General features: G+C 45.4%; 20 protein-coding genes. 15 read left to right on the top strand and 5 right to left on the bottom strand.

Annotation, left to right across the window (positions count from 1 at the left end; translation table 11 throughout):
• Window positions 1-10: 10 nt before the first annotated feature.
• The 3 genes from ONB37_15405 to rpsU all read right to left on the bottom strand — a co-directional run bounded on the left by ONB37_15405 (window position 11) and on the right by rpsU (window position 1,697).
• Window positions 11-616, bottom strand: a complete 606-nt coding sequence (locus ONB37_15405; GenBank protein MDZ7401542.1) for a CvpA family protein — start codon at window positions 614-616, stop codon at window positions 11-13.
• Window positions 617-977: 361 nt separating this feature from the next.
• Window positions 978-1,421: a GatB/YqeY domain-containing protein gene (locus tag ONB37_15400; GenBank protein ID MDZ7401541.1), complete on the bottom strand. Its 444-nt coding sequence runs from the start codon at window positions 1,419-1,421 to the stop codon at window positions 978-980.
• A 78-nt stretch (window positions 1,422-1,499) separates the two neighbouring features.
• The gene (gene rpsU / locus ONB37_15395; protein ID MDZ7401540.1) at window positions 1,500-1,697 is read right to left on the bottom strand and encodes a 30S ribosomal protein S21; all 198 of its coding nucleotides are present in this window, start codon (window positions 1,695-1,697) and stop codon (window positions 1,500-1,502) included.
• A 391-nt stretch (window positions 1,698-2,088) separates the two neighbouring features.
• Here rpsU and phoU point away from each other — a divergent pair, with 391 nt between their 5' ends.
• From phoU to ONB37_15355, 8 genes are all read left to right on the top strand, one after another.
• Window positions 2,089-3,222: a phosphate signaling complex protein PhoU gene (phoU, locus tag ONB37_15390; protein MDZ7401539.1), complete on the top strand. Its 1,134-nt coding sequence runs from the start codon at window positions 2,089-2,091 to the stop codon at window positions 3,220-3,222.
• Window positions 3,203-4,174 carry a phosphate ABC transporter substrate-binding protein gene (locus ONB37_15385; GenBank protein MDZ7401538.1) on the top strand — a complete coding sequence of 324 codons (972 nt, stop codon included), beginning with the start codon at window positions 3,203-3,205 and terminating at the stop codon, window positions 4,172-4,174. Before phoU ends, ONB37_15385 begins: the two co-directional genes overlap by 20 nt.
• 9 nt (window positions 4,175-4,183) lie before the next feature.
• Window positions 4,184-5,077 (top strand): phosphate ABC transporter permease subunit PstC, encoded by an 894-nt coding sequence (gene pstC, locus ONB37_15380; GenBank protein MDZ7401537.1) that lies wholly within the window; start codon window positions 4,184-4,186, stop codon window positions 5,075-5,077.
• A gap of 563 nt (window positions 5,078-5,640) precedes the next feature.
• A complete protein-coding gene (pstA, locus tag ONB37_15375) occupies window positions 5,641-6,525 on the top strand; it encodes a phosphate ABC transporter permease PstA (protein MDZ7401536.1) in 885 nt (294 codons plus the stop codon).
• Window positions 6,519-7,283 (top strand): phosphate ABC transporter ATP-binding protein, encoded by a 765-nt coding sequence (locus tag ONB37_15370; GenBank protein MDZ7401535.1) that lies wholly within the window; start codon window positions 6,519-6,521, stop codon window positions 7,281-7,283. Before pstA ends, ONB37_15370 begins: the two co-directional genes overlap by 7 nt.
• Window positions 7,280-8,053 carry a phosphate ABC transporter ATP-binding protein gene (locus ONB37_15365; protein MDZ7401534.1) on the top strand — a complete coding sequence of 258 codons (774 nt, stop codon included), beginning with the start codon at window positions 7,280-7,282 and terminating at the stop codon, window positions 8,051-8,053. The genes ONB37_15370 and ONB37_15365 overlap by 4 nt, the downstream gene beginning before the upstream one ends.
• A gap of 78 nt (window positions 8,054-8,131) precedes the next feature.
• Window positions 8,132-8,857 carry a DUF169 domain-containing protein gene (locus ONB37_15360; GenBank protein ID MDZ7401533.1) on the top strand — a complete coding sequence of 242 codons (726 nt, stop codon included), beginning with the start codon at window positions 8,132-8,134 and terminating at the stop codon, window positions 8,855-8,857.
• Between the two features lie 164 nt (window positions 8,858-9,021).
• Window positions 9,022-9,396, top strand: a complete 375-nt coding sequence (locus tag ONB37_15355) for a DUF1893 domain-containing protein (protein ID MDZ7401532.1) — start codon at window positions 9,022-9,024, stop codon at window positions 9,394-9,396.
• A gap of 52 nt (window positions 9,397-9,448) precedes the next feature.
• On the opposite strand, the gene ONB37_15350 is transcribed toward ONB37_15355, so the two are convergent.
• Window positions 9,449-9,736 (bottom strand): hypothetical protein, encoded by a 288-nt coding sequence (locus ONB37_15350; GenBank protein MDZ7401531.1) that lies wholly within the window; start codon window positions 9,734-9,736, stop codon window positions 9,449-9,451.
• A gap of 244 nt (window positions 9,737-9,980) precedes the next feature.
• Here ONB37_15350 and ONB37_15345 point away from each other — a divergent pair, with 244 nt between their 5' ends.
• The 5 genes from ONB37_15345 (at window position 9,981) to ONB37_15325 (ending at window position 18,242) form a co-directional block, all read left to right on the top strand.
• Window positions 9,981-10,877: a diacylglycerol kinase family lipid kinase gene (locus ONB37_15345; GenBank protein ID MDZ7401530.1), complete on the top strand. Its 897-nt coding sequence runs from the start codon at window positions 9,981-9,983 to the stop codon at window positions 10,875-10,877.
• 306 nt (window positions 10,878-11,183) lie between these two features.
• Entirely contained in the window at window positions 11,184-14,198 is a 3,015-nt protein-coding gene (locus ONB37_15340; GenBank protein ID MDZ7401529.1) for a tetratricopeptide repeat protein, read from the top strand.
• Window positions 14,199-15,899: a hypothetical protein gene (locus ONB37_15335; protein MDZ7401528.1), complete on the top strand. Its 1,701-nt coding sequence runs from the start codon at window positions 14,199-14,201 to the stop codon at window positions 15,897-15,899.
• Between the two features lie 387 nt (window positions 15,900-16,286).
• Window positions 16,287-17,153 carry a 50S ribosomal protein L11 methyltransferase gene (gene prmA / locus ONB37_15330; GenBank protein MDZ7401527.1) on the top strand — a complete coding sequence of 289 codons (867 nt, stop codon included), beginning with the start codon at window positions 16,287-16,289 and terminating at the stop codon, window positions 17,151-17,153.
• 417 nt (window positions 17,154-17,570) lie between these two features.
• Window positions 17,571-18,242, top strand: a complete 672-nt coding sequence (locus ONB37_15325; GenBank protein MDZ7401526.1) for a DUF4390 domain-containing protein — start codon at window positions 17,571-17,573, stop codon at window positions 18,240-18,242.
• 2 nt (window positions 18,243-18,244) lie between these two features.
• Here the strand turns inward: ONB37_15325 and ONB37_15320 are convergent, their stop codons facing one another.
• Window positions 18,245-19,231: a threonine/serine dehydratase gene (locus tag ONB37_15320; GenBank protein MDZ7401525.1), complete on the bottom strand. Its 987-nt coding sequence runs from the start codon at window positions 19,229-19,231 to the stop codon at window positions 18,245-18,247.
• A 259-nt stretch (window positions 19,232-19,490) separates the two neighbouring features.
• Here ONB37_15320 and ONB37_15315 point away from each other — a divergent pair, with 259 nt between their 5' ends.
• Window positions 19,491-22,175, top strand: a complete 2,685-nt coding sequence (locus ONB37_15315; protein ID MDZ7401524.1) for a TonB-dependent receptor — start codon at window positions 19,491-19,493, stop codon at window positions 22,173-22,175.
• Window positions 22,172-23,491: a DUF4876 domain-containing protein gene (locus ONB37_15310; protein ID MDZ7401523.1), complete on the top strand. Its 1,320-nt coding sequence runs from the start codon at window positions 22,172-22,174 to the stop codon at window positions 23,489-23,491. Before ONB37_15315 ends, ONB37_15310 begins: the two co-directional genes overlap by 4 nt.
• Window positions 23,492-23,565 lie beyond the last annotated feature (74 nt).

Below are 23,565 nucleotides of genomic sequence, written 5' to 3'. Positions count from 1 at the left end.
ATTAACCGTACTATCTTGAACGATAAAAATCGATTAAATCTTGAGCCTGGCCGCGTCGCTCAATGGGCTGTCCCGAAAGACTTTCTTCGATCTCCCGAAATAATGGTTTATATGTGGTACGGAAAATTATTTTGGCCGTGCTATATGCCAGCGGTAGCACATTTTTCATCGGCTTGAACAGCATCGATTGTTGAATCTCTCGGTTAATTGGATTCGAAAATGAGATAAGGGAAACCAATGCACAGATTAAACCGATAAATATCGATCCTTTCACCAGCCCAAAAGCAATTCCTGCCAGGCGATCCATATTCCCCAGGGTAATTGAAAACTTGACAGCTTTTAAGAATTTCTGCAATAGATAATTTAAGCCAAGAACCACTGTTGTAAAAATTAAGATAAAACTTAGCACCATGATGAACGTCGGCGAAATGCTAGTTGCTCCATAGATCGGAATGGTCAGATCTGACATATAGCGAAATGCCAAGATCAAACCGATTAATGTCGCAAATATTTGAGTAAATTCAGCGACGAAACCAGCTTTATAGCCACGATAGATAAAATAGGATAAAACGATAATGATTGCTATGTCAACAATAGCAACGGCAGCTTGTATCATACTAACTATCCACGCTTAATTAAAATCTGCTCTGTCGCGAACAATAATGCCTTTAAAATCGATCAGATTCCCCATCTTTTGGAATGCTTTTAATTCGATCGTTACTTACGATTACGTCAATCGGTCTGGCTCATGAATCTAAAATAGAAACAATCTAAACACATTCATCATTGATTAGCTCGGCACAAATGGCAAGCTGCTGAAAATTTTTAATGAGTTCTCAGCCGCCGGAATCGGCCTTCGATTGCCAATCAACTTTTTGGGGACAGATCAGCAATAAGGTGATTGTCGATAAACAAAAAAAGCGAATAAAGCATGCTTCAGCCCTATTCACTTTTTCAGAGTTGATTTCGTTCCAAGGCTAAGCCAATTTTTCTCTTACTAACTGTTGCACCTTTTTGCCATCCGCTTTACCTTTTAATGCCTTCATCGCTTCTGCCATCACTTTTCCCAAGTCTTTCAGGCTCGTTGCGCCCACCGCAGCGATGATCTCATCAATCTTGGCAGCAATCTGCTCATCGGATAATTGTGCTGGCAGGTACTGCTGAATAATGGCTAATTCCTGTTGTTCTTTTTCAGCAAGATCTGACCGGTTAGCCTTCTGATAAGCGTCGATGGCCTCTTTCCGCTTTTTCGCAGCATTCATCAGTACCTGCAGTTCCTGGTCTCCCGTCAGCTCCGCTCCAGAATCAATACGCTCATTCTTTAATTGTGAAATAAGCATTCTGACCGTGCTTAACTTCAACTTGTCCTGAGCTTTCAAGGCCTGTTTCATATCCTCGGTCAGTTGTTCTAGTAACGACATTTATCGACCTCCCATTTTTTTATCGCCTTACCCTGAGAATTGATTCTAGCAACAGAGAGACGGGCAGAGCAGTTTTGTTTAATAATTTTCCATCATTTGCATCTTGCGCATCTTGCGCTTTGCAGCGTTCATTTTGCGCTTGCGACGCTCGCTCGGCTTCTCAAAATGCTGATGCTTTTTTATCTCGGACATCAATCCAGCCTTCTCGCATGCCTTGGTAAATCGTCGAAATGCTTTTTCGAAATTTTCATTGTCTCTTACCTTGACGCTAGGCATTCACTCCTAACCTCCTCTCGTTGTTTTTTGGGTTATAGTTTTTGAATTGCGCAATATAAAAAAATAATTGGTTAAAATCAAGTTTTTTTTCATGACAATTTTGCTCAAATTCTTTCACTCTTGATAATTAATTTGAGATTTACCGATACCAAAGGCTCAAAGTCCCATTTGATTTAGAATCAAACCTTCCAAGTTGAGAAAAAAACTGATCCTGAGTCATGATCAAGCCCATTTTGTTTTGAAAATTAATTATTGACATTTTTATGAATTAATCTTATATTGCAATATCGCTATACAATTGGCACCATTACCAGAGCGATGGTGCAGAATAGCATTCCACAAACGAATTCCTGTGGAACATCTATCTCATTGTAGAAACGAGGAAAAGAAATTGCCCGATTACAAGCGTTTTGAGGAATCATTGCAACGGGATATTTCCCGTATTTCTGAAAAAGTGATCGAGATGGCGAGACGGGACGAAAAGGCCATCCAAGATGCCATGAGTGCGCTGATGAAATACGATCGCAAACTGGCCTATGCTGTGATTTTCCGAGATCGGTTGATCGATGAGTTAGAGACCGAGCTGGATCGACTCTGCCTGGAGTTTATCGTCCGGCATCAGCCGGTCGCTGGGCATTTGCGGTTCGTTTTTTCGACCATTAAAATCGTCAATGATTTGGAACGGATCGGTGACTATGCGGAGAGCATCGCTCGGCAAGCAGTATTTCTTAGCTCGATTGAGCCATTACCAAAAAACGAAAAATACATTGATAAATTTTTTGAGTTGGTGAATCTTTGTGTTCCCATGTTACAGCAGTCGATTCAGGCCTACGAGCAACGCGACGCGCAACTGGCGCGGAAAATGATGGCATTTGAAAGTCAGGCCGATGCAATTCGCTCCGCAATCAATTCGCTGTTATTAGAGTTGGAGCAGCAAGGCGAAATTCCGTTGGAGGCATTAAACTCGCTGCTTACCATCGCCCGGAGATTGGAGCGCACTACCGATCAAGCAAAAAATATTTGCGAGGAAATAGTCTACATGACGACTGGGGAGGTAGTCAAACATTTGGGAGCTGATCAATTCAGAATCCTATTTGTGGATGAGGATAATAGCTGCTATAGTCAAATGGCGGAAGGAATTGCTAGATCCCTGAAATTGCCCAATTTCAGCTTTAGCAGCGTTGCTTACAAACAGGCGAAGCCGATTGACGCTCGCTTAATCCAGTTCATGGCTGAAAAGGGCATCGATATCTCCCATCAAACTTCAAAAACCATAGCTGATATCCCTAGTATCGAATATTATGAGGTCATGATTGCCCTAACACCCGATATTCATGACATTCTACCTCCTACGGCCACCCGAACGATCAAGCTCTTTTGGCCAGTCACCGCGACTCACAAATCAAGTTTGGACGATCGAAGGATCATCTGTCAATTTGAGAGGTCGTTTCAGTACTTGAAAGACCAAATAGAAGAACTGGTTCATGTGATGGTCGGAGAAAACGATGTTTTGCCCAAGAACTAGGTCATTTACTGCTTATTGTTTCTTACCTCTGCCCACCATTGACTCGATATCTTGCTGTGTTACAGTGGCCATGCTATTTTTCTTTAGCTGTGCCAGGCCGTCGAATCAAGGAACAGGGGATCACAAAGCGGTGATCCAGAATACTGGTTCTGACACCATGGTGAATTTAGCGCAAGCGTGGGCAGAAGCATACGCTGAGATTGAGCCAACCGTATCTGTGGAAGTTTCTGGCGGAGGCTCTGGAACCGGAATCGCAGCATTGATTAGTGGGACAGTTGATATCGCCAACTGCAGCCGCAAGATCGAGCCGCAGGAATTGGAAAAGGCGAGGCAAAATACGGGAAAAGAGCCTGTGGAATTTATTGTCGCTTACGATGCGCTGGCCGTTTATGTGCACAAAGACAATCCGCTAGAGCAGCTCACCATTGAACAATTGGCGGATATCTATGGGGAACATGGCAGGATCACTCGTTGGTCACAATTGTCTGTCACATTGCCGAAAGGCGGGAAGGATAAAATCATTCTGGTGAGCCGTCAATCGAACTCAGGTACATATCATTATTTTCGCGAAGCGGTTTTGGGACGGAAAGGTGACTTTCGGCTCGGCACACTGGATCTGCATGGCTCCAAGGACGTGGTCGAATTGATCTCCAGAACTCCCGGTGCCATTGGTTACAGCGGCATGGGATATGCGACCCCAAACGTTAAAATGCTGAAAATCGCCAAGCGAGCTGGCGACCCAGCCTACGCTCCTACCATTGAAAATACCATATCTCAGCAATATCCGATCGCACGACCGTTGTTCATGTATACATTGGGGCCCCCAACTGGAGCGGTCAAACAATACATTGATTGGATTCTTTCTCCTCAGGGACAAAAAGTAGTGGTTGAAAACGGCTTTGTTCCTTTAGTTCTTTATTCAGAAGGGGGTCAAACTGAAACAAGCAGGTGAAATCAATCGATGATAATTTGGCGTCGCTTTGAGCATATTCTTGAATTCGCAATCGAGCGCATCATCTGGCTGTGTGGGGTGAGTGCGATACTCTTTGTGTTTGGGATTTTTTTCTTTGTGTTTCGAGAAGGGGCAGGTTTTCTCTTCCATGGATTTGATCCGATCGAATTCTTCACCAGCCCCGAGTGGTACCCCACGTCGCAAACCAACGTTCGATATGGTGTGCTGGCACTCATCGCAGGCACTGTTAGTGTCACCGCATTGGCGATGATCATAGCGGTTCCCTTTGGTTTAGGAACCGCTATTTTTATATCTGAATTCTGCTCACCGAGACTGAGGGAATCGTTGAAAATCATTATTGAATTACTGGCTGCCATCCCGTCTGTCGTGTGGGGCTTTATTGGACTGACGGTGATGAACCCAATCATTATCAAACTATTTCATGCACCCATAGGGCTTACAGTGCTCAACGGTGGTGTAATCCTGGCTCTGATGAGCGTCCCGATTATCGTCTCTATTGGCGAAGATGCCCTGAAAGCAGTTCCAGACGATTATCGCGAAGCTGGCATTGCCTTGGGGGCAACCCGCTGGCAATTGATCTATCGTGTGCTCTTGCCCGCTGCTCGAAATGGGCTATTGGCTGCGGCTTTGCTGGGCGTTGGACGAGCTGTCGGTGAAACGATGGCTGTGCTCATGGCTACTGGACACTCTGTGAGAATTCCGACAAGCATTCTGGATTCTGTTAGGACGCTAACGGCTACGATTGCCGCTGAGTTAGGAGAAGCTCCTGTCCATTCGGAGCATTATCAAGTATTGTTCATCATCGGTATTTTGCTGTTCTCTATCACTTTTATTATTAATTTGACCGCGGATCTGATCATTAAAGGGATTCGAAATCGTTAGCTCCAATAAAGCATTCGGTCGAGTTTTATGATCGGATCGTGGCACAAGAAATATCAGTTAATGATGACGGCTTTTTTAAAAAGACAAACGGCTATTGGGTCATGGTTAAACCCTCAAAGCAGGAAGCCGCTAACCATCGCTAAATGGATAGATCCAGCGATGTTCTGGATGAGGGAGAATATCAAATCTATGTTGTCACAGAGAAAGCTGAATTTTCATTCATTTGATTCGGAAGCATACACAGAATGCCACGAGCAAAATTAATGATTCAAGCGGTCAAGAATCTAATTAGTGCTGAACGAAAACCCTTTATTTGAATTCTAAATATCATTCCGAACGAAGTGCGGAAGCTGGTTACATTGAGATGGTTAGATTAACAGATTTCTCCCTAGGGGCAAAATAAAGAAACATGATCTTTCATTCAAGAACCTGTTAAAATTCAAACCTGAATTTTTTGCAAATTATGAGGTATCGGAATGACCAGTGGTCATTAGGACTTTATCGAACACTGGATAGCGTTTGACAGAACGAAAAAATTTCAATGGAGAGCTGTATTGGAGTTTATGTTCAAAGAGACTGATTTTGATCGGAAAAAACGTACAACTGAATTGGTTGCGAGAAGTCTGTTTTTTGTCATGATGCTCCTCATGATCCTTCCCCTAGTGATCATCGTTGGATATTTATTCTACAAAGCGTATCCCATCTTATCGTTAGATTTCATATTAAAAAATCCAACCAAGGGGATGCGCGCTGGCGGAATTTGGGCACCATTTTTAGGGACTTTGTATTTGATTGTAATTTCGTTGGTGATTGCTGCGCCAGTGGGGGTTTTGGCCGCGGTTTACCTAAATGAATACGCCAGAGAGTCATGGTTTACCCGGATGATAAATCTTGCTGTGGTGAACCTGGCAGGAGTGCCCAGTATTGTTCATGCGCTGTTCGGATTAGGGGCTTTCGTGATTTTCATGGGAATCGGTCGCTCGATTTTGGCTGCATCCCTTACTCTGGCGATCATGACTCTGCCAGTTATTATTGCCAGTACTAAAGAGGCGCTGGCTTCTGTACCCCGCGCGTTCCGAGAAGCTTGTTGGAATTTGGGTGCGACTCGTTGGCAGACGATTCGACATGTCGTCTTGCCCAATTCCATTAGCGGAATTCTGACTGGGATCATTCTTCAGGTGTCTCGAGCGGCGGGCGAAACCGCACCAATTATGTTCACTGGCGCAGTGTTTTTCAAGGCGATCCGTGAGGGCGATATTTTCGCCTATGGGCTTTTTGATCAATGTATGGCATTGTCAATGCATTTGTTCACTATCTCTACCCAAGTGCCAAACGTCCCAGAAGCTTTGCCATACGGAACTGCGGTTGTCTTGTTGGGGACCGTCTTAATGGTCAATGCCATGGCGATTATTTTCAGGATTTATCTCAGATTGAGAAAGAAATGGTAACCAATTCCAAAAAAATAGAGATTTCAAATTTGACGGTTCGCTACGGCCAAAAGACGGCGCTTCATAATATCTCATTGGATGTTTTTGACCATGAAATTTTGGGGATTATCGGTCCAGCCCAATCTGGCAAAAGCACATTCCTCAAAACAATTAATCGAACCGTAGAATTTATTCCATCGGCTCAGATCTCTGGGACGGTGAAGATCGATGGTCGCGATATTTACAAACAAAGAAACGTCTATGAATTGAGGCGGCAAGTTGGCATGGTATCCCCACTCCCAGTGGGATTGCCATTGTCCATTTATGATAATGTCGCGTTTGCACCGAGGATGGCTGGGGTTCGCGATAAACGACAATTGGATGAAATCGTGGAACGATGTCTTGTTCAGGCTGCGCTGTGGGATGAGGTGAAGGATCGGCTCAATACCCTCGGCACCAGACTTTCAGGTGGACAACAGCAACGCCTGACCATTGCCCGAGCCTTATCGCATCAGCCCCAGATTTTATGCTTGGATGAGTTCTCCATCGCCATTGATCCAGTTACCACCATGCGGATCGAGGATGTGTTGAAATCGTTGCGAACCCAAATGACAATCATTCTAGTGACAAATCTTGTCCAACAAGCTCGTCGTCTTGCTGATCGAACCGCTTTTTTTCTGGCCGGTGAGTTGATTGAAGTGGATCGCAGCGAAGTTATTTTCTCCGAACATCCCGCAGATCAGAGAACTTATGATTATGTGAACGGAATCTTTGGATGAGTCAATTACAATATTGCATAGAAACTAAGGACTTGAATCTCTGGTATGGCGATTTTCAGGCGCTAATTAATATCAATACCCGGATTGTTCAAGGCAAGATCACAGCGCTGATCGGCCCGTCAGGATGCGGAAAAACGACGCTATTGCGTTGCTTCAATCGCGTTAATGAGCGCTATGGTAATGTGACAACGACCGGTGAAATCAAAATTTGGGGCAAAAATATCTACGACCCGGATGTCTCGCTCATCGAATTGCGAAAAAACGTCGGCATGGTTTTTCAACGGCCCAATCCACTGCCGCTTTCTGTATATGAAAATGTCATTTTCGGCTATCGCATCCATCAACGCCGCAACGATTACACCAAAGCCATGGCTGATGAAGCGGTGCACTCAGCGCTGGAAGCTGTTGGCTTATGGCATGAATTGAAAGATAAACTCCACGTTAAAGCCACCAGTCTTCAATTGGAGCAGCAGCAGAAGCTCTGCATTGCTCGGCTCTTGCCTTTAAAGCCCCAGATTATCCTCATGGATGAACCCTGCTCAGCATTGGATGTCGAGGCGACGCGGAACATCGAGGAACTCATGTTCCAATTGGCGGGGAAGTATACAATTGTGATCGTCACTCATAACATGGCTCAGGCGCGCCGCGTCAGTGATGAATGCATTTTCATGTTGCTTGGAGAGCTGATCGAACACCGACGCACCGAGGATCTGTTCATCAATCCCATGGATCCTCGCACGGCCGATTACATTGAAGGGCGCTATGGCTAATCAACCTGCCAGCACGAATCATGATTACTCATAAACGCATCATTGGAATGATGACCTCCGTTTAAAAAGGAACTCAATATGCAATCCAATCCTGATTTATTAATCCGACGCAGCGGAATATCGTTACCGCTGATCGGCTTTTACGACGCGCCCGATGCAGCTCCATTTGCGCCGCTGATCGCGCCTCAGCCGAAAACGCGCAATTGCGTGTTCGCGTTCTTTCATCGCTGGCTTGAGGGATACACCCTCCATCTCACGAGCGATAACTTCGGCTGTGGGGGTGCTGGTCGCTGGCTGTTCGGTCAGGAGACGAGGAACCGCCAAGATTTTATCAAATTTTTGGTCGATGAAGAGGGATTAAAGGCATCGCATTCGCTCATGGGCAAGTGGATCGAACAGGCGAAGCCCTATCAACCAGACCATCCGAACCTTTTGATCGGCCCGCTCAAGCCAGCGCTCTATCAGTTTCTCAAGACAGTTACCTTTTTTGTCAATCCCGATCAGCTCAGCTTACTGATGATCGGCGCACAATATGAGAGTGCGCCCGAAGACCCATCGCCCGTGATTGCGCCATTCGGGTCTGGATGCTCGCAATTGGCTCCACTGTTTCCAGATATCACGATACCTCGGGCGATCATCGGTGGGACCGACATCGCGATGCGACAATATCTGCCAGCAAATTTGCTCGCATTTACCGTGACCCGTCCGATGTTTGAGCGTCTCTGCCGATTGGACGACAGAAGTTTTCTGTTTAAACCGTTTTGGCAGCGGCTCAGAGCCGCGCGAAGTCAATCGCAATCCTAATTGGCTAAACTGAATTGATATCGAGGAGCCCTTTTGCTGAGCCTATTCTCTTATGACAGAGCTTTCCCCACTGGGGCGCGAATCACAGTCAAGTTGCACATTCGATTCGGATGGTTCATTTGATCAATCACATCAATCATATCTTGAAATCGGAAGGCCAAGTCATGCAGCATACATTAGAAGCATATTTGGATGGAGAAATCGTTTTTTATAGCGATGGTAAATGGTTGTACCCGCTATTTGAGTTAGAGGAATTCATCGATCAACATCAGATCGATCCCAGCCGATTGCTGGTCGTTGATAAGATTGTTGGTCGCGCTGCAGCACTTATCCAATTACATTTTGGCATCAGAACTGTTCGCGCTACGTTAATGAGCCGATTGGCACTGGAGTTGTTCAATCATTTTCATGTCAATTATCAATTCGAACAATTAGTGGATCGCATCCAATGTCGGACAGAAGAATTGCTAAAAAATGAATATGACCCGGATCGAGCCTACCAGCTAATTTATCAGCTGGCATACAAAAAAAATCGGTGATCATTATGACCACCGATTCATGCTTTGTCGGATAAATTATATCGATTTTGTTTTAAACAACCGGGACACGTTTTTCATTCTGATTTAGACTGTATAATGTGCGCTTCTTGCCCCGAATATTGATTTTTTCTTTATAAACTGGAACCCCTAAATGGGGGATGATCTCCTTTGCGATGAAATTTCCCATCGCCGCAGGGTTTTCGACATCGTATTTGGGCAATCCAAGCGATTTTATTTTTTCCTTGTTTTCATTAATGATGGTTTTGATCAGCTCTTTGCCCGTAACATCCTTTTGTTGAAGGATCTCCAATACCTGTTTTCTTAATTCCTCCAAGACCATTGTTGTTCCTCCTTAAACAATGATGTTATCAATTCATGAAAAGCCAAAGGCTGGTATGAAAACGAAAACCATTGCCATTTAAAAAACACAAAATATATTAAACTTTCATTGACATGTCAAGTATAATTTTTGGCATTTTTATTTTTTTATTTTGCTTGATTTTTGAAAACGAATTCTTTATTTTTCATCCCAGTTATCAAAAGAGGATGAGTAATAGAAACCAGTAAGTAATACGGACGAATGAATGGAGCGAGGAAAAAGAATCAAATTTATTTACAATCCACATTCTGGATTTATTCATCCAGAGCAGTATGTGAGGCGAGTGATTGATTATTATTTTCCGAGGAATCTCTGCAGTTACGAGTTTTTTGTGACTGAAGGAAAAGGGCATGCTTATGAAATTTCCCGAAAAGCCGCACAGGAAGGGGACGACATTGTGGTTGCAATTGGCGGTGATGGGACGGTGAATGAGACTGCTTCCGGGCTGGTCAATTCAGAAACTGCGCTGGGAATTATGCCGAACGGATCTGGGAATGGATTGGCTCGAGGCTTGGGGATTCCTGTCAGTCTCCGTCGCGCGGCAAAGGTCATCACTCGGGGATCGATCCGAAGCATTGATGTGGGGCTCGCTGAAGATCGTTACTTTTTTGTGATTGCTGGTCTCGGGTTGGATGCGATGATCGGCAAACGATTTGAAGAAGGAAAGATTCGAGGGCCAGCGCCTTATTATATTGCTGGCGTTCGTGAGTTCTTTCGCTATCGAGAACCAGAATACGTGATTCAATTTGAGGGACAGACGATTCGAACCCGAGCACTGGTTGTGGCGGTCGCGAATACGAAACAATATGGCAATAATGCCATCATTGCTCCCAAAGCGCGACCGGATGATGGGCTGCTCGACCTTGCCATAATTGAACCAACCAGTTTGGTCTCAGCCGTATACTATTTGCCAACGCTTTTTACTGGCCATATTGATCGCGCGCCATTCACTCGCATCTACCGTGCGACCAAATTCCGAATCATCCGAGAGTTCCCAGCTCCCTATACCTTGGATGGCGAGGTCTTCGAAGGGAAAAAAAATCTATCGATTTCGATGCTTCCCCGCGCCTTGAAAGTAGTGGTCAGCGACCCTTATTTCTAATTTCAAGCTAATGACTGACGCTGAGCAAATTGGATTTTAGATTCATAGAAATATAATTTCATCTTCTTCTTAACCGGATCGAATTACTCGCGAGCAAATGGGGAAGTCGGATAAATTGGTGCAGAATTAATAAGCCAGAAAGCTCCCAAAAATCTGATGGGTTGAAATGTTAAATTTTGCAGACGCCCTTAATGAGTGTTATGACATGCAGGGCCATGATTTTGGAAATATATTTGCGAGTCTTATTGTGAAATAAAAAACACGATAGTTCGAGTTCGTATCTTTCACCAGCAGGTTCATTGCATCATGAAAAAAAAGATCATTCTCCTCGGTGAGGCAATTTATTTATGTCTGATTATGAGCAGCGGTTGGTCCCAGGTTAGTCCGATTTCCGAGGAACGGCTATTCACGGCAGCCCGGAGCGCCTATCAGGACCGACTGTACAAGATGGCCATTTCCCAATTGACTGATTTTTTGGCGCGTTATCCTAATAGCCCTTATGCCACTACTGCCACTTTCATGTTAGCAGAATCCTTTTTTCAGACATCCGATTATAAAAAATCTATCGAATACTATCAGAAGCTGATAATGGGTACACCGGCTATCCAATATCGACAGCCCGCCATGGTTCGCATCGGCGAAAGCTATTTCCATCTCAATCAATTTGGACGCGCTCGAGAGATTCTTAATCAATTTCTTATCAGTTATAAAAACCCAGAGTTAGAGGACGATGCGTTGTATTGGTTGGCGGAATCCGAATATCGCATGGGGAATCTATCCGAGGCATTGAAGCTCTATCAATCCATTGTCGACCGTTTTCCTCAAGGCGGTATGGCGGATTATGCGCTTTACTCCATTGGCTTTATTTACGAATCGGAAAAACAGTTCAATCAGGCGCTGACAGCCTATAAAAAATTATTGTCGGATTATCCGAATAGTAAGCTTCATGCTGTTGTGATCTATCGGATCGGATTCGCTGCGATGAACAACGGCGAATGGGAGCTCGCCGTGCGGTTGTTGTCCACTGCCATCGAAAAGTATCCCAATGATCAGTATCGCGACCGGGCAGCGTTTTTGATCGGTGAGGCCTATCTGAATTTGGGAAAATTTGATCAAGCGATTCAACAATATCAGCAACTGATCACACAGAAAACGGCTACTGAATTCATTGACGATTGCTACTATGGGATTGGGTGGGCGTATTTGCAGCAACAAAAATATGATCAAGCGATCTCTGCTTTTGAGTCACTACTGCGCAATCATCCGCAGAGCCCGCTTGTTCCAAGCGCGTTATATCACCAAGGCCGATGCTACACGCTCCAGGGGCAATCCCGATCTGGCCGAGCAATGTTCAAAACTTTGCTTGAAAAATATCCCAATCATGATAAGGCCGCCGAGGCTTATTATGAAATCGCTGTCATCGATTTCAGCGAAGATCGATATGCAGAAGCCCGCCAATTGTTTGAAGAAATTTTAAAGTTATTTCCTCAAAGTCGCGTCGCTGGGGAAGCCGCCTTCATGGTGGGAGAGTGCTTTCGGGCAACCAAACAGTTGGATGCCGCCATTCAAGCCTATGAATTGGTGCTGAGCCAGTATGCCACATCCAATGCCATCCCGAATACATTACAAAAGCTCGCTTGGTGTCTGATTCAACAGCAGCGGTACGAATCCGCGCTGGTTCATTTGGAAAAATTATTGAACCAATTTCCTGATCATGAGATTGCGGATCTCGGCTGGTTCTGGAAAGGGGAAGCGCTTTTCCATTTGAATCGATATATCGAAGCCAGCAGCGCTTATGAGATGATCATTGCAACATATCCAACCTCCAGCAAATTGGCAGAGAGCTATTATGGTTTGGGATGGTGTCAGCTCAAGCGTCACAATTTTGCTGAGGCAATCGCAGCGTTCGATCAAGCCCAGCAACTGGCTACCGATGTGACCATCAGAGCAGATGCAGTGTTGCGAAGTGGCGACGGTTACTTTAACTTAAAGCAGTACGACAAAGCAGTCGAACGCTATCGCAGCGTGCAAGGTTATAATATTTCGATCGATGATCGTGCTGAGGCGCAATTCCAGATTGGCCAATGCTATCTCCGACAAAATGATTATCGTGCCAGCGCTTTAGAATTTCAAAAAGTATTGGAAATTTATCCCACCAGTCGCTGGGCGGCTGAGGCGAAATATATGGTCGGAAATTCGTTCTTCCGAGCTGGTGATTATGCATCAGCCATTGCTCATTTTCAAAAAATGATCGATCAATTCCCCAATAGCCCATTTGTCGCCGATGCTATCTATGGGCAAGCGGACTGTTATTATAATATGGGACATTATGATAAAGCCATCGAGCATTATCGTCGGGTCATCGATCGATTTCCCAATGGTGATCTTGTCGATGATGCGGTCAGCGGAATTCAATGGTCATTATTGCAACAAGGGAAGACAGAGGCTGCGGTGCAAGTCGCCGAGGACTATATCAAAAAATACCCAGGCACCAAATTGGCGGCAGAGCTCCAGAACCGACGTGCAGAGCTATTGTTCAATTTGAACCAATTTGAACAAGCGATCGAGCAGTATCAAAAATTGCTGAAGGAGTATCCAACGTCCGAGCCATCTGGTGCGGCCTGGTATTGGATCGGCCAGAGCTATATGAAGTTGGAAGATGCGACGCGGGCTTTGACTGCATATCAAAAACAAGTGAGTCTGTATCCTCGGGACCCAATCTCGCCTCTCGCTTTTATGAAAATCGGGGAATTATATCAGCATCAGCAGGACTATGAACGAGCGATCATGAATTATCAGCAGATGGAGTCGGTCTATGCTGGGACCGAGCATGCGGGGAAGGCCAGACTGGAAATAGGGCGTTGCTACGCCGCTTTGAATCGTTTTGAAAGTGCGCTGGCGATCTTTGAGCAGTTGATCGAACAATATCCGGCAACGGAACTCAGTTATTGGGCTAAATTGGAATCGGGCAAAGCTCACCTGAATCAGGGGAAATATGATCTTGCGAGGAGCTTGCTGCAACAGGTTGTCGACTATCAAATCCCTGAACTATCTGCTGAAGCTCAATATTGGATAGGCGAGCTCTATTTTAGGCAGCGCGATTATTCGAAAGCAGCCATTGAGTACCTCAAGGTCAAGTATCTTTTTCCAACGCAGCAGCAATGGGTGTTGCGTGGGATTTTTCAGGCAGGGATTGCCAACGAGCAACAGGGGCGATTCGGTGAAGCTCGGTTGTTGTACCGTACCATCATCGAGCAATATCAGGATAAAGAATATCAACAAAAAGCGCATCGCAAATTACAAGAAATCGCTGGGAGATAAATGAACAGAGCGATCTTTCGAATCGGTTTCGTTCTTGTCATGGCTTGCTTCACTTGTTGGAATCATACTAACACGATTGCCCAAGAACGATCTACTCAGGTAGATACTACCAAAGAAGTCGATCAAAAATTGCTGCCATCTGTCGAGCCAGCGCAGTTACAACTGCCTGATGTGCTGATTTATGGCAGTGACCGATCTTTGCGTATCAGTGGCGATAAATTAGCTCAGCCCTGGGATGATGCCAAAGCGATTGCCCCCAAAATCAGCTATCGTCCAATGGCAGATGAACTCGATCTTGTGAATAAAAATCGCCGCCTCTTGAACCAAGCCAAACCCCCTAAATCCCGCACGCTGGGCCAGGTCGATGTCGGCCGGTTCGAAAAATTCAATTTTGCTGTCGGTCATTGGCAGAGAATCAGCGATTACTATTTTGGTCTTCATGGGTTCTACAATCGGAGCAGTGGCCAATACGAAAATAGCCAGTTCTCTCAAGGCGCGCTCCAGGGGCAGTTCAGTTTTCCTCCTATCCCTCAGATCAACTTTTCCAGTCAACTTGATTTCCATTGGGCAAATTACGGCCTATACGGCTCCCCCATTGAGCAATTGCATCGCCGCAAAAGGGGAGGAGATTTGAAACTTGATTCGCAGTGGATCATCGATACCGAGCAATCGGCCAATTTTGGACTCACGTATCAGCAGACAAATTTTTACGATAATGATGGCAATGATTTTCGTCAGAAAGGGCTGCTTCGCCATGTGGGGTTGGCCGCTGCTTATCAAACGAGCTATTGGAATCTCCCAATCCAATGGCGAGCGGGATACGAATATCAGGCTTTAAGCCGCAACGATAGTGATTCGACCAATGCAAAAAATTATCTCTACTTAGGGGCGAGCTCCTCATTTGTCATTAAAAGCCATATCACCATTCAACCCAGTATTTTGTTCGAAAACCTCGATGTCAACGATTCGCTCTCCGCGTATCAACTTTGGCCATCCATCGAGCTGATCACCACCCCAGTTAAACAATTGGGTTTAAAATTGAGATTGAGCAAAGAACTGTCCCCCTCTAATTATGTCGAGCTAATCGAGAAAAATCCCTTCCTCTCGCTCAAAACTATTTTCGTCCCCATCCGCAATGAACTGGAGTTGCGATTGTCAGGAGAATACACGCCATCGTCATATTTCTCCCTAAACTTTGAATTGATTCGTCAAACCTGGCGCTCTTTCGGCTACTGGGTTCGTGACACTGAACTGGGATTATTGGAGCTCGGCGAGATCGATAAAGTGCGGTTGTTAACGTTGAGACTGTTAACCCGATATCGGCTCTCGCCACGCGCCAACCTGGAAACAGCCCTCCAATGGCAATTTGACCAGATTCAGCGAGATTCGACCAATCTTCATGGTGACCGCGTGCCCTATTTAGAAAGACTCCGATTGCCGATAAATTTTGACTATCAAATTGACCGAGCCACGCAAACTTCTATATCGCTGACAATGGTTGGGCCACGCTATGCCGATCGAAACAATATGAAGCGACTGGATGGATTTGTATTGATTTCTGCTCGGGGCGTTCGCCAATTGATGAAAAACATCGCTGCTTATGCAGAAATCAATAATTTGCTCAATCAAAAATACCAGTTGTGGGAGAAATATCCTGCTTTGGGTTTTTACTTCGAGATCGGTCTGAAGGGCAATTGGTAATTTCACCTTTGGTTATAAAGCTTGCTCTGGGGCTATTTGGTTTCCCAACTAGATCGCAGCATAATTGTGGAAGTCCGTCACAGTGAACCCATAAACGAGAAGTATTCGAAATGACAACCCTAAAAGGGTGGTCCTTGTGCCCTCATTCGGTTACAAATTGCTATGAGCTTTCTCTCCAGCAATCAAGAGATCAAGATATGGTCGTTCGTTTTGCTGATGAGGCAAATGGGAGAAACCTCTAGCATAGTACCAAAAAGGTCAGTTCTTCGATTCACCAATTGGCAGACATGGAGCAATCATAAAATTGAAGGCCCTTCGGAGTCTCTATTATGCTCGAAATGAAGAATACCTTCATTACTAAGGCATTTTGATGAATTGGTAGCACAAATGAATAAATTTTGGATAGCAATTAGCCTTTCAGTGACCCCAGAAACCGAGGAAGCCATTACTAATTTTCTCTTTGAGCAAGGTGCGCAGGGATGTTATCAACAAGAACTCCGGCTTTATGCTTATTTTGCATCACCCGATTGGAATTCAATCAAAGCCGAGCAATTGCGCACTTATTTGCAACAACTATCAGAGCTTCAATTTTCGGTGGATCCAGATTCGCTTCGGATCGAACAAATCGAAGATCGAGATTGGAACGCCACGTGGAAGAAGAACCTGCACCCCATCACGATTGAAGAGAAGTTTATCATCAAACCGACCTGGGTCGATGTGACAGCCGGGCCAGCAGCACATATTATTGAAATTGATCCCCAAATGGCGTTCGGGACTGGTTATCATGCCACCACCCAATTGATGTTGCGCCTTTTGATTTCGCATCTTCATTCCCCACGTCGAATTTTGGATATGGGCACAGGAACTGGTATTTTGGCTATTGCCTGCGCCAAATTATGCTCGGCAACGATCGTCGCTTTTGATAATGACCCTATCGCAACTGCAACGGCCATGAACAATTGCCGCATCAATGATGTCGCTGATAAGATTCTGGTCTTCTGCGGCACAATTGATGCGTTAAAGCCAATCCAATTCGATTTGTTGTTAGCCAATATCAATCGGTCTATTATCATTGAATCTTTACCACAAATTTCGCGTCTTTTAACGCAGACTGGACGGGCAATTTTTTCGGGAATTCTTACCGATGAGAAAGAGATGGTCGAACGAGCGCTCATCCAACACGGTTTTCGCATGATCGACGAAGCTGACCAGGAAGAGTGGACGGCCCTGGTTGCCACTTTTTCGAGCGATTGAGCGTTTTGGCCACTGAACGAGATCGACGTTTATGAATTGATCAGTAATCGAGCTATTTCATGGGCGGTTAATGGTGAGAAAAATCGATCGGTAGGATCTAGTATTTGACACCATTTTTTGCTATTTATTTCAAATGATTTTTTTCCAATTTGAGTTTTCGTCGCTAACGTTTGAATCATCCTTTCTATCGTTGTCCACGGTGAATGTCCAAAGAGGCGATGCATTTATCAAAAAAATTTTTCATTGCCAAGAGCCATAGCATGCTTGGAAATTTTTTCAAAATCTGGATATTATCATTTTTCAACAAAAGATCTCGACACCCGCTTTCTCGTTTTTTAACATGATATTGCTCTATTAGCACTGAGCTTTAGTGCCAAATATTGGCATCCAGGTCGTTGGTAGAAAACTCAGGACCGCATGAGAAAATATTTTTTGACAATCCTGCTTGTGCTATTTTTCATCCGGATTGATGAAGCGGCTGGAAAACGTCTGGTGATCGATTCGGTGACAGTCAATTCGGAACGATTGTGCATTGATTTTCATGCAGATGATCTTCTGGATGAAAAGGTCATCGAGGGATTGCAAAGGGGCCTCACCAGCACCGTTGAATATCAAATCGAGTTGTGGGAGAAACGGGGGAAACTAATCAACCATTTGGTGGGACAGCGCTCGATCCGGATGAAGGTCTTTTACGATCCGTGGGAGCACAAATACGTGATCATGAGTGCTGATGAGAAGCGTCTCACCAGTTCTATAGAAACAGTGAGACAAAAGTGCTCAACGATGGAGAATTTTGAGCTCTTGCCAATCGACCAATTGAACTCCAGGCATCGCTATTACATTGAAGTGAAAATGATTTTGAGGCCGCTCTCGCTGGAAAATTATCAAGAGATCAAACATTGGCTCAGTGGCAAAGCGAAGGAGTTCAAACTCAATGATCTGGACGATACCCAAAAACAAGAGCAACAATTTAAACGCAGCCTGTTCCGACTATTTTTAGCGCTGACCGGTTTTGGCGATCGGGTGATTTCAGGAAGAAGCCCATATTTTGTCGTAGAAGATCGAACGATTCACTGGGAAAAGCAATAAGATTATTCAGCTCCATCTGGAGCCGTTCGATTCAAAATGGTTTTCACCCGATCGATGTCGATGTTGCGCCCGGTGAGAATGGCCACACAATTTTTCCCTTCGATATTAATTTTGCCTGATAGCAATGCCGCCACACCCACTGCGGCAGCTCCTTCCACCAGCGTATGATGATATTGGAGCAACCACAGGATGGCGGAAACGATCTCCTGCTCGCTGACCAGGATCATATCATCTACGTAATGCTGAATTGTAGCGAAAATCGTAGGGCTCACCAATCGGCCAGCCAGCCCATCAGCGATGGTTTCTTCGATGGGGGTTTCCACGACCATGTTCAATTGGAGAGCGCGGTACATCGCAGGTGAAGCTTCGCTCTGGACCCCAATAATGCTGGTCGCTGGGTGAAACTGTTTGGCAGTGATCGCAATCCCCGAGATCAATCCCCCTCCTCCAACGGGCACCAAGATCACATCGGGCTGGGGCAATTCGCGAAAGATTTCGATGGCAATGGTCCCCTGGCCTGAGATCACGATGGGATCATCGAATCCTGAAATGAAAGTTAATTGGCAATCCCGCGCGATTTGCATGGCCACATCCTCGGCCTCGTCATAATCCCGGCCAGCCTGTATGATTTCGATGCCAAACTGTCCGAGCATTTGGACTTTGGTCCGCGCAGCATTGACTGGTAAAACAATTCGGGATTTAACTCCAGTGATGGCACCTGCCATTGCCAGGCCAAGTCCATGATTGCCTGCGGAGGCGGCAATTACCCCTCGCTCCTTTTGCTCTGGCGATAAGGTCAATAACCGAGTGAGCGCACCTCGCAACTTAAATGAGCCAGTTTTTTGCCAATGCTCCATTTTTAAAAACACCCGACCTCGGGTAAGTTGAGATAATAGTCCGCATGGCTCCAAAGGAGTTTCTCGAATATATTTTTTGATCAATCGATATGCTTTTTTTGCTGAAATATTCTGGGGAGAGTAAGCCGACATTTTTACCTCTTGACGGTTCAGGCATCATTTTTATTAGAACTAAATTAAATTTGGGCTATGATAAAAAAATCGGCTCAAAATGTCAAGCAAAATTCTTGTTGACAATCAAAATTTTTGTCTCTATATTTTTGCATTGCAGAACCGTAAAAGAACGCATAGGTCTGCCATGTCGAATCGCACAGCTGGGATGGTAATCTCACGACCAAAAAGAACCCGATGGAAAATTGCTCTAGTAACGCTATGGCTTATGGCGGCTAATTTGTCTTGCATAATGGTCGCCTTGGCATGGGGTCAGAAAACCGCTGGTGCAATTCAGGGCATTGTATTGGATGCGCGCACGCACCAGCCGATCAAGCAGGTCTTGGTCCAGTTGAACCCTGGAGCGTTCGTTACCTTCACAAGAAATAACGGCGCTTTCTGGTTATCTCATTTGCCACCCGACGAGTACGAAATCCAATTCATCAAACCTGGTTACCTCAACGCAATTTACCTGCGTCAAAAGATTCGCGTTGGAGAGATTCACACGCTCCAAGTGGAATTGGTGCCGAGCCAGGGAATGACTGGCGATGTCATCCAAATTGGAGGTATTCAAATTCTGGCGAACAAGGAACTGCTGCCCGAACATCTCGAGACCACCACGCTGATCCATTCCAGCGATCTGGAGCATATTCAGGCCACCAGTCTGGCCGACGCGCTGGACCTCGTCCCAGGGATGGAACTCAGAAATCAGCCGCATCTCAAGTCCCCGCGAACCGCTCAGTTACGAGACCCCCGACCTGCCAATGTAATGTCCGCCTTTGGAACCAAAATCATCATCGATGGGGTTCCTTATTCCAATAATTCAAATTTGCAAGGACCATTACTGAGCGGCGTCTATACGGGGATGGGGAATGGTGTGGATCTGCGGGAGATCCCTGCTGATCACATCGAGGCCATCGAGGTGATTCGCGGCATTGCCCCGGTCGAGCACGGTGATTTTGCCGGAGGGGCGATTAAAGTGACGACCCGCTCCAGCCTGGCGCCTCGTCAGCGCATTAAAGCAAAGAACAATCCCGATACCAAAGAGATAAATTGGGAGGGCAACCTTATCCTGGGAAAAAGCATCGCCAATTATAATTTGAACTGGGCTTACAGCCAGCGCGATCTGCGCAAAGATTATGATAATACCCAGCGGATCTCTGGCCAGATCAAATTGGTCCGCCAATCTCCCGAGAATCATCGATTCAACCAGCAACTGATTAGCTACTCCAAGCTCATCGAAGCGGTCCGTGTCAATCCCATTGACCCCGATGCCATGGAAAGCATCGATCGAGGCTTCCGATTCGCTTACGGCAATCGATTTAGCTCCCGAATCTCATCAGGCCAACGCTTTTCCTCAAACCTTTTTATCAATTATCGGCGGCACGATTCCTATAAACAATATCGAATTGTCGCGGACAATCAGGTGGCTTCTCCACTCATGAGCCCTGGCACTGCAATCGGCGTTAAAGTCCCTTACACTTATCTATTTCAATGCACCACCCTTGGGGATGAACTCAGCTTGGGACACGATGTTCAATGGCGGCTGGAAACATTTGCTGGCAAATGGTTCCACGCGATCAAATTTGGCCATCAATTCCAATTTGACGAAAATTTTGGGCAGGGCCGAAAGTTCGATGTGCTCAAACCAGATTACATCGGCCATCGCCCTCGCAAATTTGATGCGATCCCCGGCCTATTTCAGCAGGCTTTTTATCTGAATGATCAACTTACCGGGCGATTGGGAAAAGAGTTTACCCTGGACCTGGGCCTACGCCTCGAGCGCTATACCTCAGATCACTGGCCTCATATCCACTTCTTCAAATCAAAACATGGAATTTTTCTGAACCCCAGGATCAATTTCGCTTATTATTTCACCAGTAAAACTCAAGTGCGATTGGGTTATGGTCAATTTACCAAAGCACCGGGGCTGAGCTATTGCTTCCCTGACCCCACTTATTTCGATGTGCTGGATATTGCAACCAGAGTCATCGGAAACGACACGCTCTTCATCCGTGACAGTTTGATCACCACATATGTTTTTGATGGTGCGAATCGGAATTTAAAAGGAATTCGGGAGAGAAAGCTAGAACTCAGTTGGGATCAGCAGCTTGGTGGCATCGGTTTTTCATTCACTGGATTTTGCTCCAAGCGCGATGGCGAATTTCATGCCGAAACAGTACCGGTCATTTACCATAAATATTTGCGATTGGGAGTGGGTGAGATCTCAGGCCAGGCCGTGATCGACACGCTCATGAACCATTATCTCACGAATATCAATGCAGGCTGGTCAAGGTTCGATGGGGTCGATTTGGTCATTAAAAGCCAGCGTCATCCCAAACTTAATCTCGATGGCACCATTATGATCAGCTTTCATCGCGCCAAAAGCGGAGTCACGGTTCTTGACTGGGGAATACCGTTTCCCGATTTTACTATTCCGAAATATCCATCGTCGGTGTTCCAAGTTCAAAAAGCACTAATCACATATCAATTCAATTACATCTCTCGCGCGCTGGGCATCTGGATGTCGTTGCTGGCGCAACAGATGCCTTATTATCGAACGCGTCGATTTGGCTATGCAGATTCGCTGGCAATAGCTTATTATCACGGGCCGAGCAATCAGACCATCCTGATCCCAGAATCGGAGCGAGGCAATGTGGCTTATCAGCGCTATCGACTTAGCAAGAACCCCCGCGCTTATCAAGCCCACCGTTATCCTAGTAAATGGCTGATCAATTTTCGCATTAGCAAATCGCTGTTCCACGGCGCTGAGCTTTCCTTTTATGTCAACAACCTCTTCAATAATCGCGCCTATTATAGGGACCCTGATAACCCCGAGCGCTACTATGCTGGCAATCCGGAAATTTTCTATGGGATTGAATTTAGTATGGTCATCGATCGGTTGTTTCATCGGAGGCCCAAATGAAAGTGATTTTGACCACGATTATTATTGGCGCAATGTCCATCGGGACGTTTTATTGTTCGTTAGATAAACCCACTGCTGTTGATGGAACATTAGCCATTAAGTTGATGGCAATTGATACGTCCGGAGTGATATTGCCCGGAAAGGCCATCCCAGTACCCAATGCCACGATCTACATTCTTTCCTCCGAGTACAATTTGTTTATTCAAGATAAAACGGATAACCATGGGTACTTTGAATTGTCCCACCTATTGGGCACTTATTATCAGATTGCTGCTTTTAAATACATCGTTCGAAATTTACCTCATCAGACCACCACATTATTGCTTACGGGAACGTTGCGGAAAGATTTTTCACCCAAAAGGCCGCATCGTGACCTGGACACACTGAAAATGGGGGTGATGCCTGCAGCAGGGCTGGTCATCAATGAGATTTACTACACAGGGGCTCCTCAAAGTAACAACTACTATCACGATCAATATATCGAGCTTTATAATGCATCTTCGCAAATTCAATATCTGGATGGGCTGTTTCTTTGCCGGATTAGCGGGGAGAAGAACGAGGGGAATCAGATCGTTGCGATCGAATATTATCGGTTCCCTGGTTCAGGAAGCGATTTTCCTGTCGCGCCCCGACAATTTATTGTGGTTGCTCGAGATGCCATCAATCATGTAACAGAGGGTGGTATCCAAACGAGCATCGATCTTTCTCAAGCAAATTGGGAATTCTATAACAAACTCACTCTTGACGGCGATAATCCCAATGTCCCGAATCTTGAAAATTGTGCTCCAGCGCGAATCAGCGAAGATTTCCATATCAATCAGAGCAACGATGAGGTCGCGTTAATCCGAGTGGACGACGCTGAACCTGTACAATATTATGTTGAAAAAGGCAAGCCCACTCCATATCGAATATTTCGCGTTGATCAGGTAATTGATGGCGTTGAGTATAGCGCCGACCCTTCCGAAGAGTTCAAAAAAGCGTTTGATGTCCGTATCGATGCTGGCTACGCTGGACTGGGGATTGAGCGATATACTGGACATTCGATCGAACGACATCATCCCTTAACCGGAGGACCCGGGTTCGATACTAATAATAGCAGTTTCGACTTCAAGTCTTTGAATCGGCCAACGCCAGGTTGGCAACACGGAAATGCGGATATCTATTTGCCCAACGGTACTGTCAAACTTCACAGACATTTCGATAAAAATAAAATATATCATATCGATGTTCAATATCAACAGAGCCAATTTGACATCGCCAGTGATCACCCATTCCATAATACAAAATTTAAAGGGATCAATCTGGTCATCAAGTAACTGAAGGATAATCAAAGATGTTTTATTTCTGTTTGCCTGCCTAATCATTCGGGGTAAGATCTGATTCGCTTCTT

It is taken from the genome of candidate division KSB1 bacterium, assembly GCA_034506395.1.
GTDB lineage: Bacteria > Zhuqueibacterota > Zhuqueibacteria > Thermofontimicrobiales > Thermofontimicrobiaceae > Thermofontimicrobium.
This window is presented reverse-complemented; position numbering and strand designations above follow the sequence as displayed.

Coding starts and splice junctions, on each gene's coding strand:
- ONB37_15405 (MDZ7401542.1), bottom strand. CDS start 616: ATGATACAAGCTGCCGTTGCTATTGTTGACATAGCAATCATTATCGTT.
- ONB37_15400 (MDZ7401541.1), bottom strand. CDS start 1,421: ATGTCGTTACTAGAACAACTGACCGAGGATATGAAACAGGCCTTGAAA.
- rpsU (MDZ7401540.1), bottom strand. CDS start 1,697: ATGCCTAGCGTCAAGGTAAGAGACAATGAAAATTTCGAAAAAGCATTT.
- ONB37_15385 (MDZ7401538.1), top strand. CDS start 3,203: ATGTTTTGCCCAAGAACTAGGTCATTTACTGCTTATTGTTTCTTACCT.
- pstC (MDZ7401537.1), top strand. CDS start 4,184: ATGATAATTTGGCGTCGCTTTGAGCATATTCTTGAATTCGCAATCGAG.
- pstA (MDZ7401536.1), top strand. CDS start 5,641: ATGTTCAAAGAGACTGATTTTGATCGGAAAAAACGTACAACTGAATTG.
- ONB37_15370 (MDZ7401535.1), top strand. CDS start 6,519: ATGGTAACCAATTCCAAAAAAATAGAGATTTCAAATTTGACGGTTCGC.
- ONB37_15365 (MDZ7401534.1), top strand. CDS start 7,280: ATGAGTCAATTACAATATTGCATAGAAACTAAGGACTTGAATCTCTGG.
- ONB37_15360 (MDZ7401533.1), top strand. CDS start 8,132: ATGCAATCCAATCCTGATTTATTAATCCGACGCAGCGGAATATCGTTA.
- ONB37_15355 (MDZ7401532.1), top strand. CDS start 9,022: ATGCAGCATACATTAGAAGCATATTTGGATGGAGAAATCGTTTTTTAT.
- ONB37_15350 (MDZ7401531.1), bottom strand. CDS start 9,736: ATGGTCTTGGAGGAATTAAGAAAACAGGTATTGGAGATCCTTCAACAA.
- ONB37_15345 (MDZ7401530.1), top strand. CDS start 9,981: ATGGAGCGAGGAAAAAGAATCAAATTTATTTACAATCCACATTCTGGA.
- ONB37_15340 (MDZ7401529.1), top strand. CDS start 11,184: ATGAAAAAAAAGATCATTCTCCTCGGTGAGGCAATTTATTTATGTCTG.
- ONB37_15335 (MDZ7401528.1), top strand. CDS start 14,199: ATGAACAGAGCGATCTTTCGAATCGGTTTCGTTCTTGTCATGGCTTGC.
- prmA (MDZ7401527.1), top strand. CDS start 16,287: ATGAATAAATTTTGGATAGCAATTAGCCTTTCAGTGACCCCAGAAACC.
- ONB37_15325 (MDZ7401526.1), top strand. CDS start 17,571: ATGAGAAAATATTTTTTGACAATCCTGCTTGTGCTATTTTTCATCCGG.
- ONB37_15320 (MDZ7401525.1), bottom strand. CDS start 19,231: ATGTCGGCTTACTCTCCCCAGAATATTTCAGCAAAAAAAGCATATCGA.
- ONB37_15310 (MDZ7401523.1), top strand. CDS start 22,172: ATGAAAGTGATTTTGACCACGATTATTATTGGCGCAATGTCCATCGGG.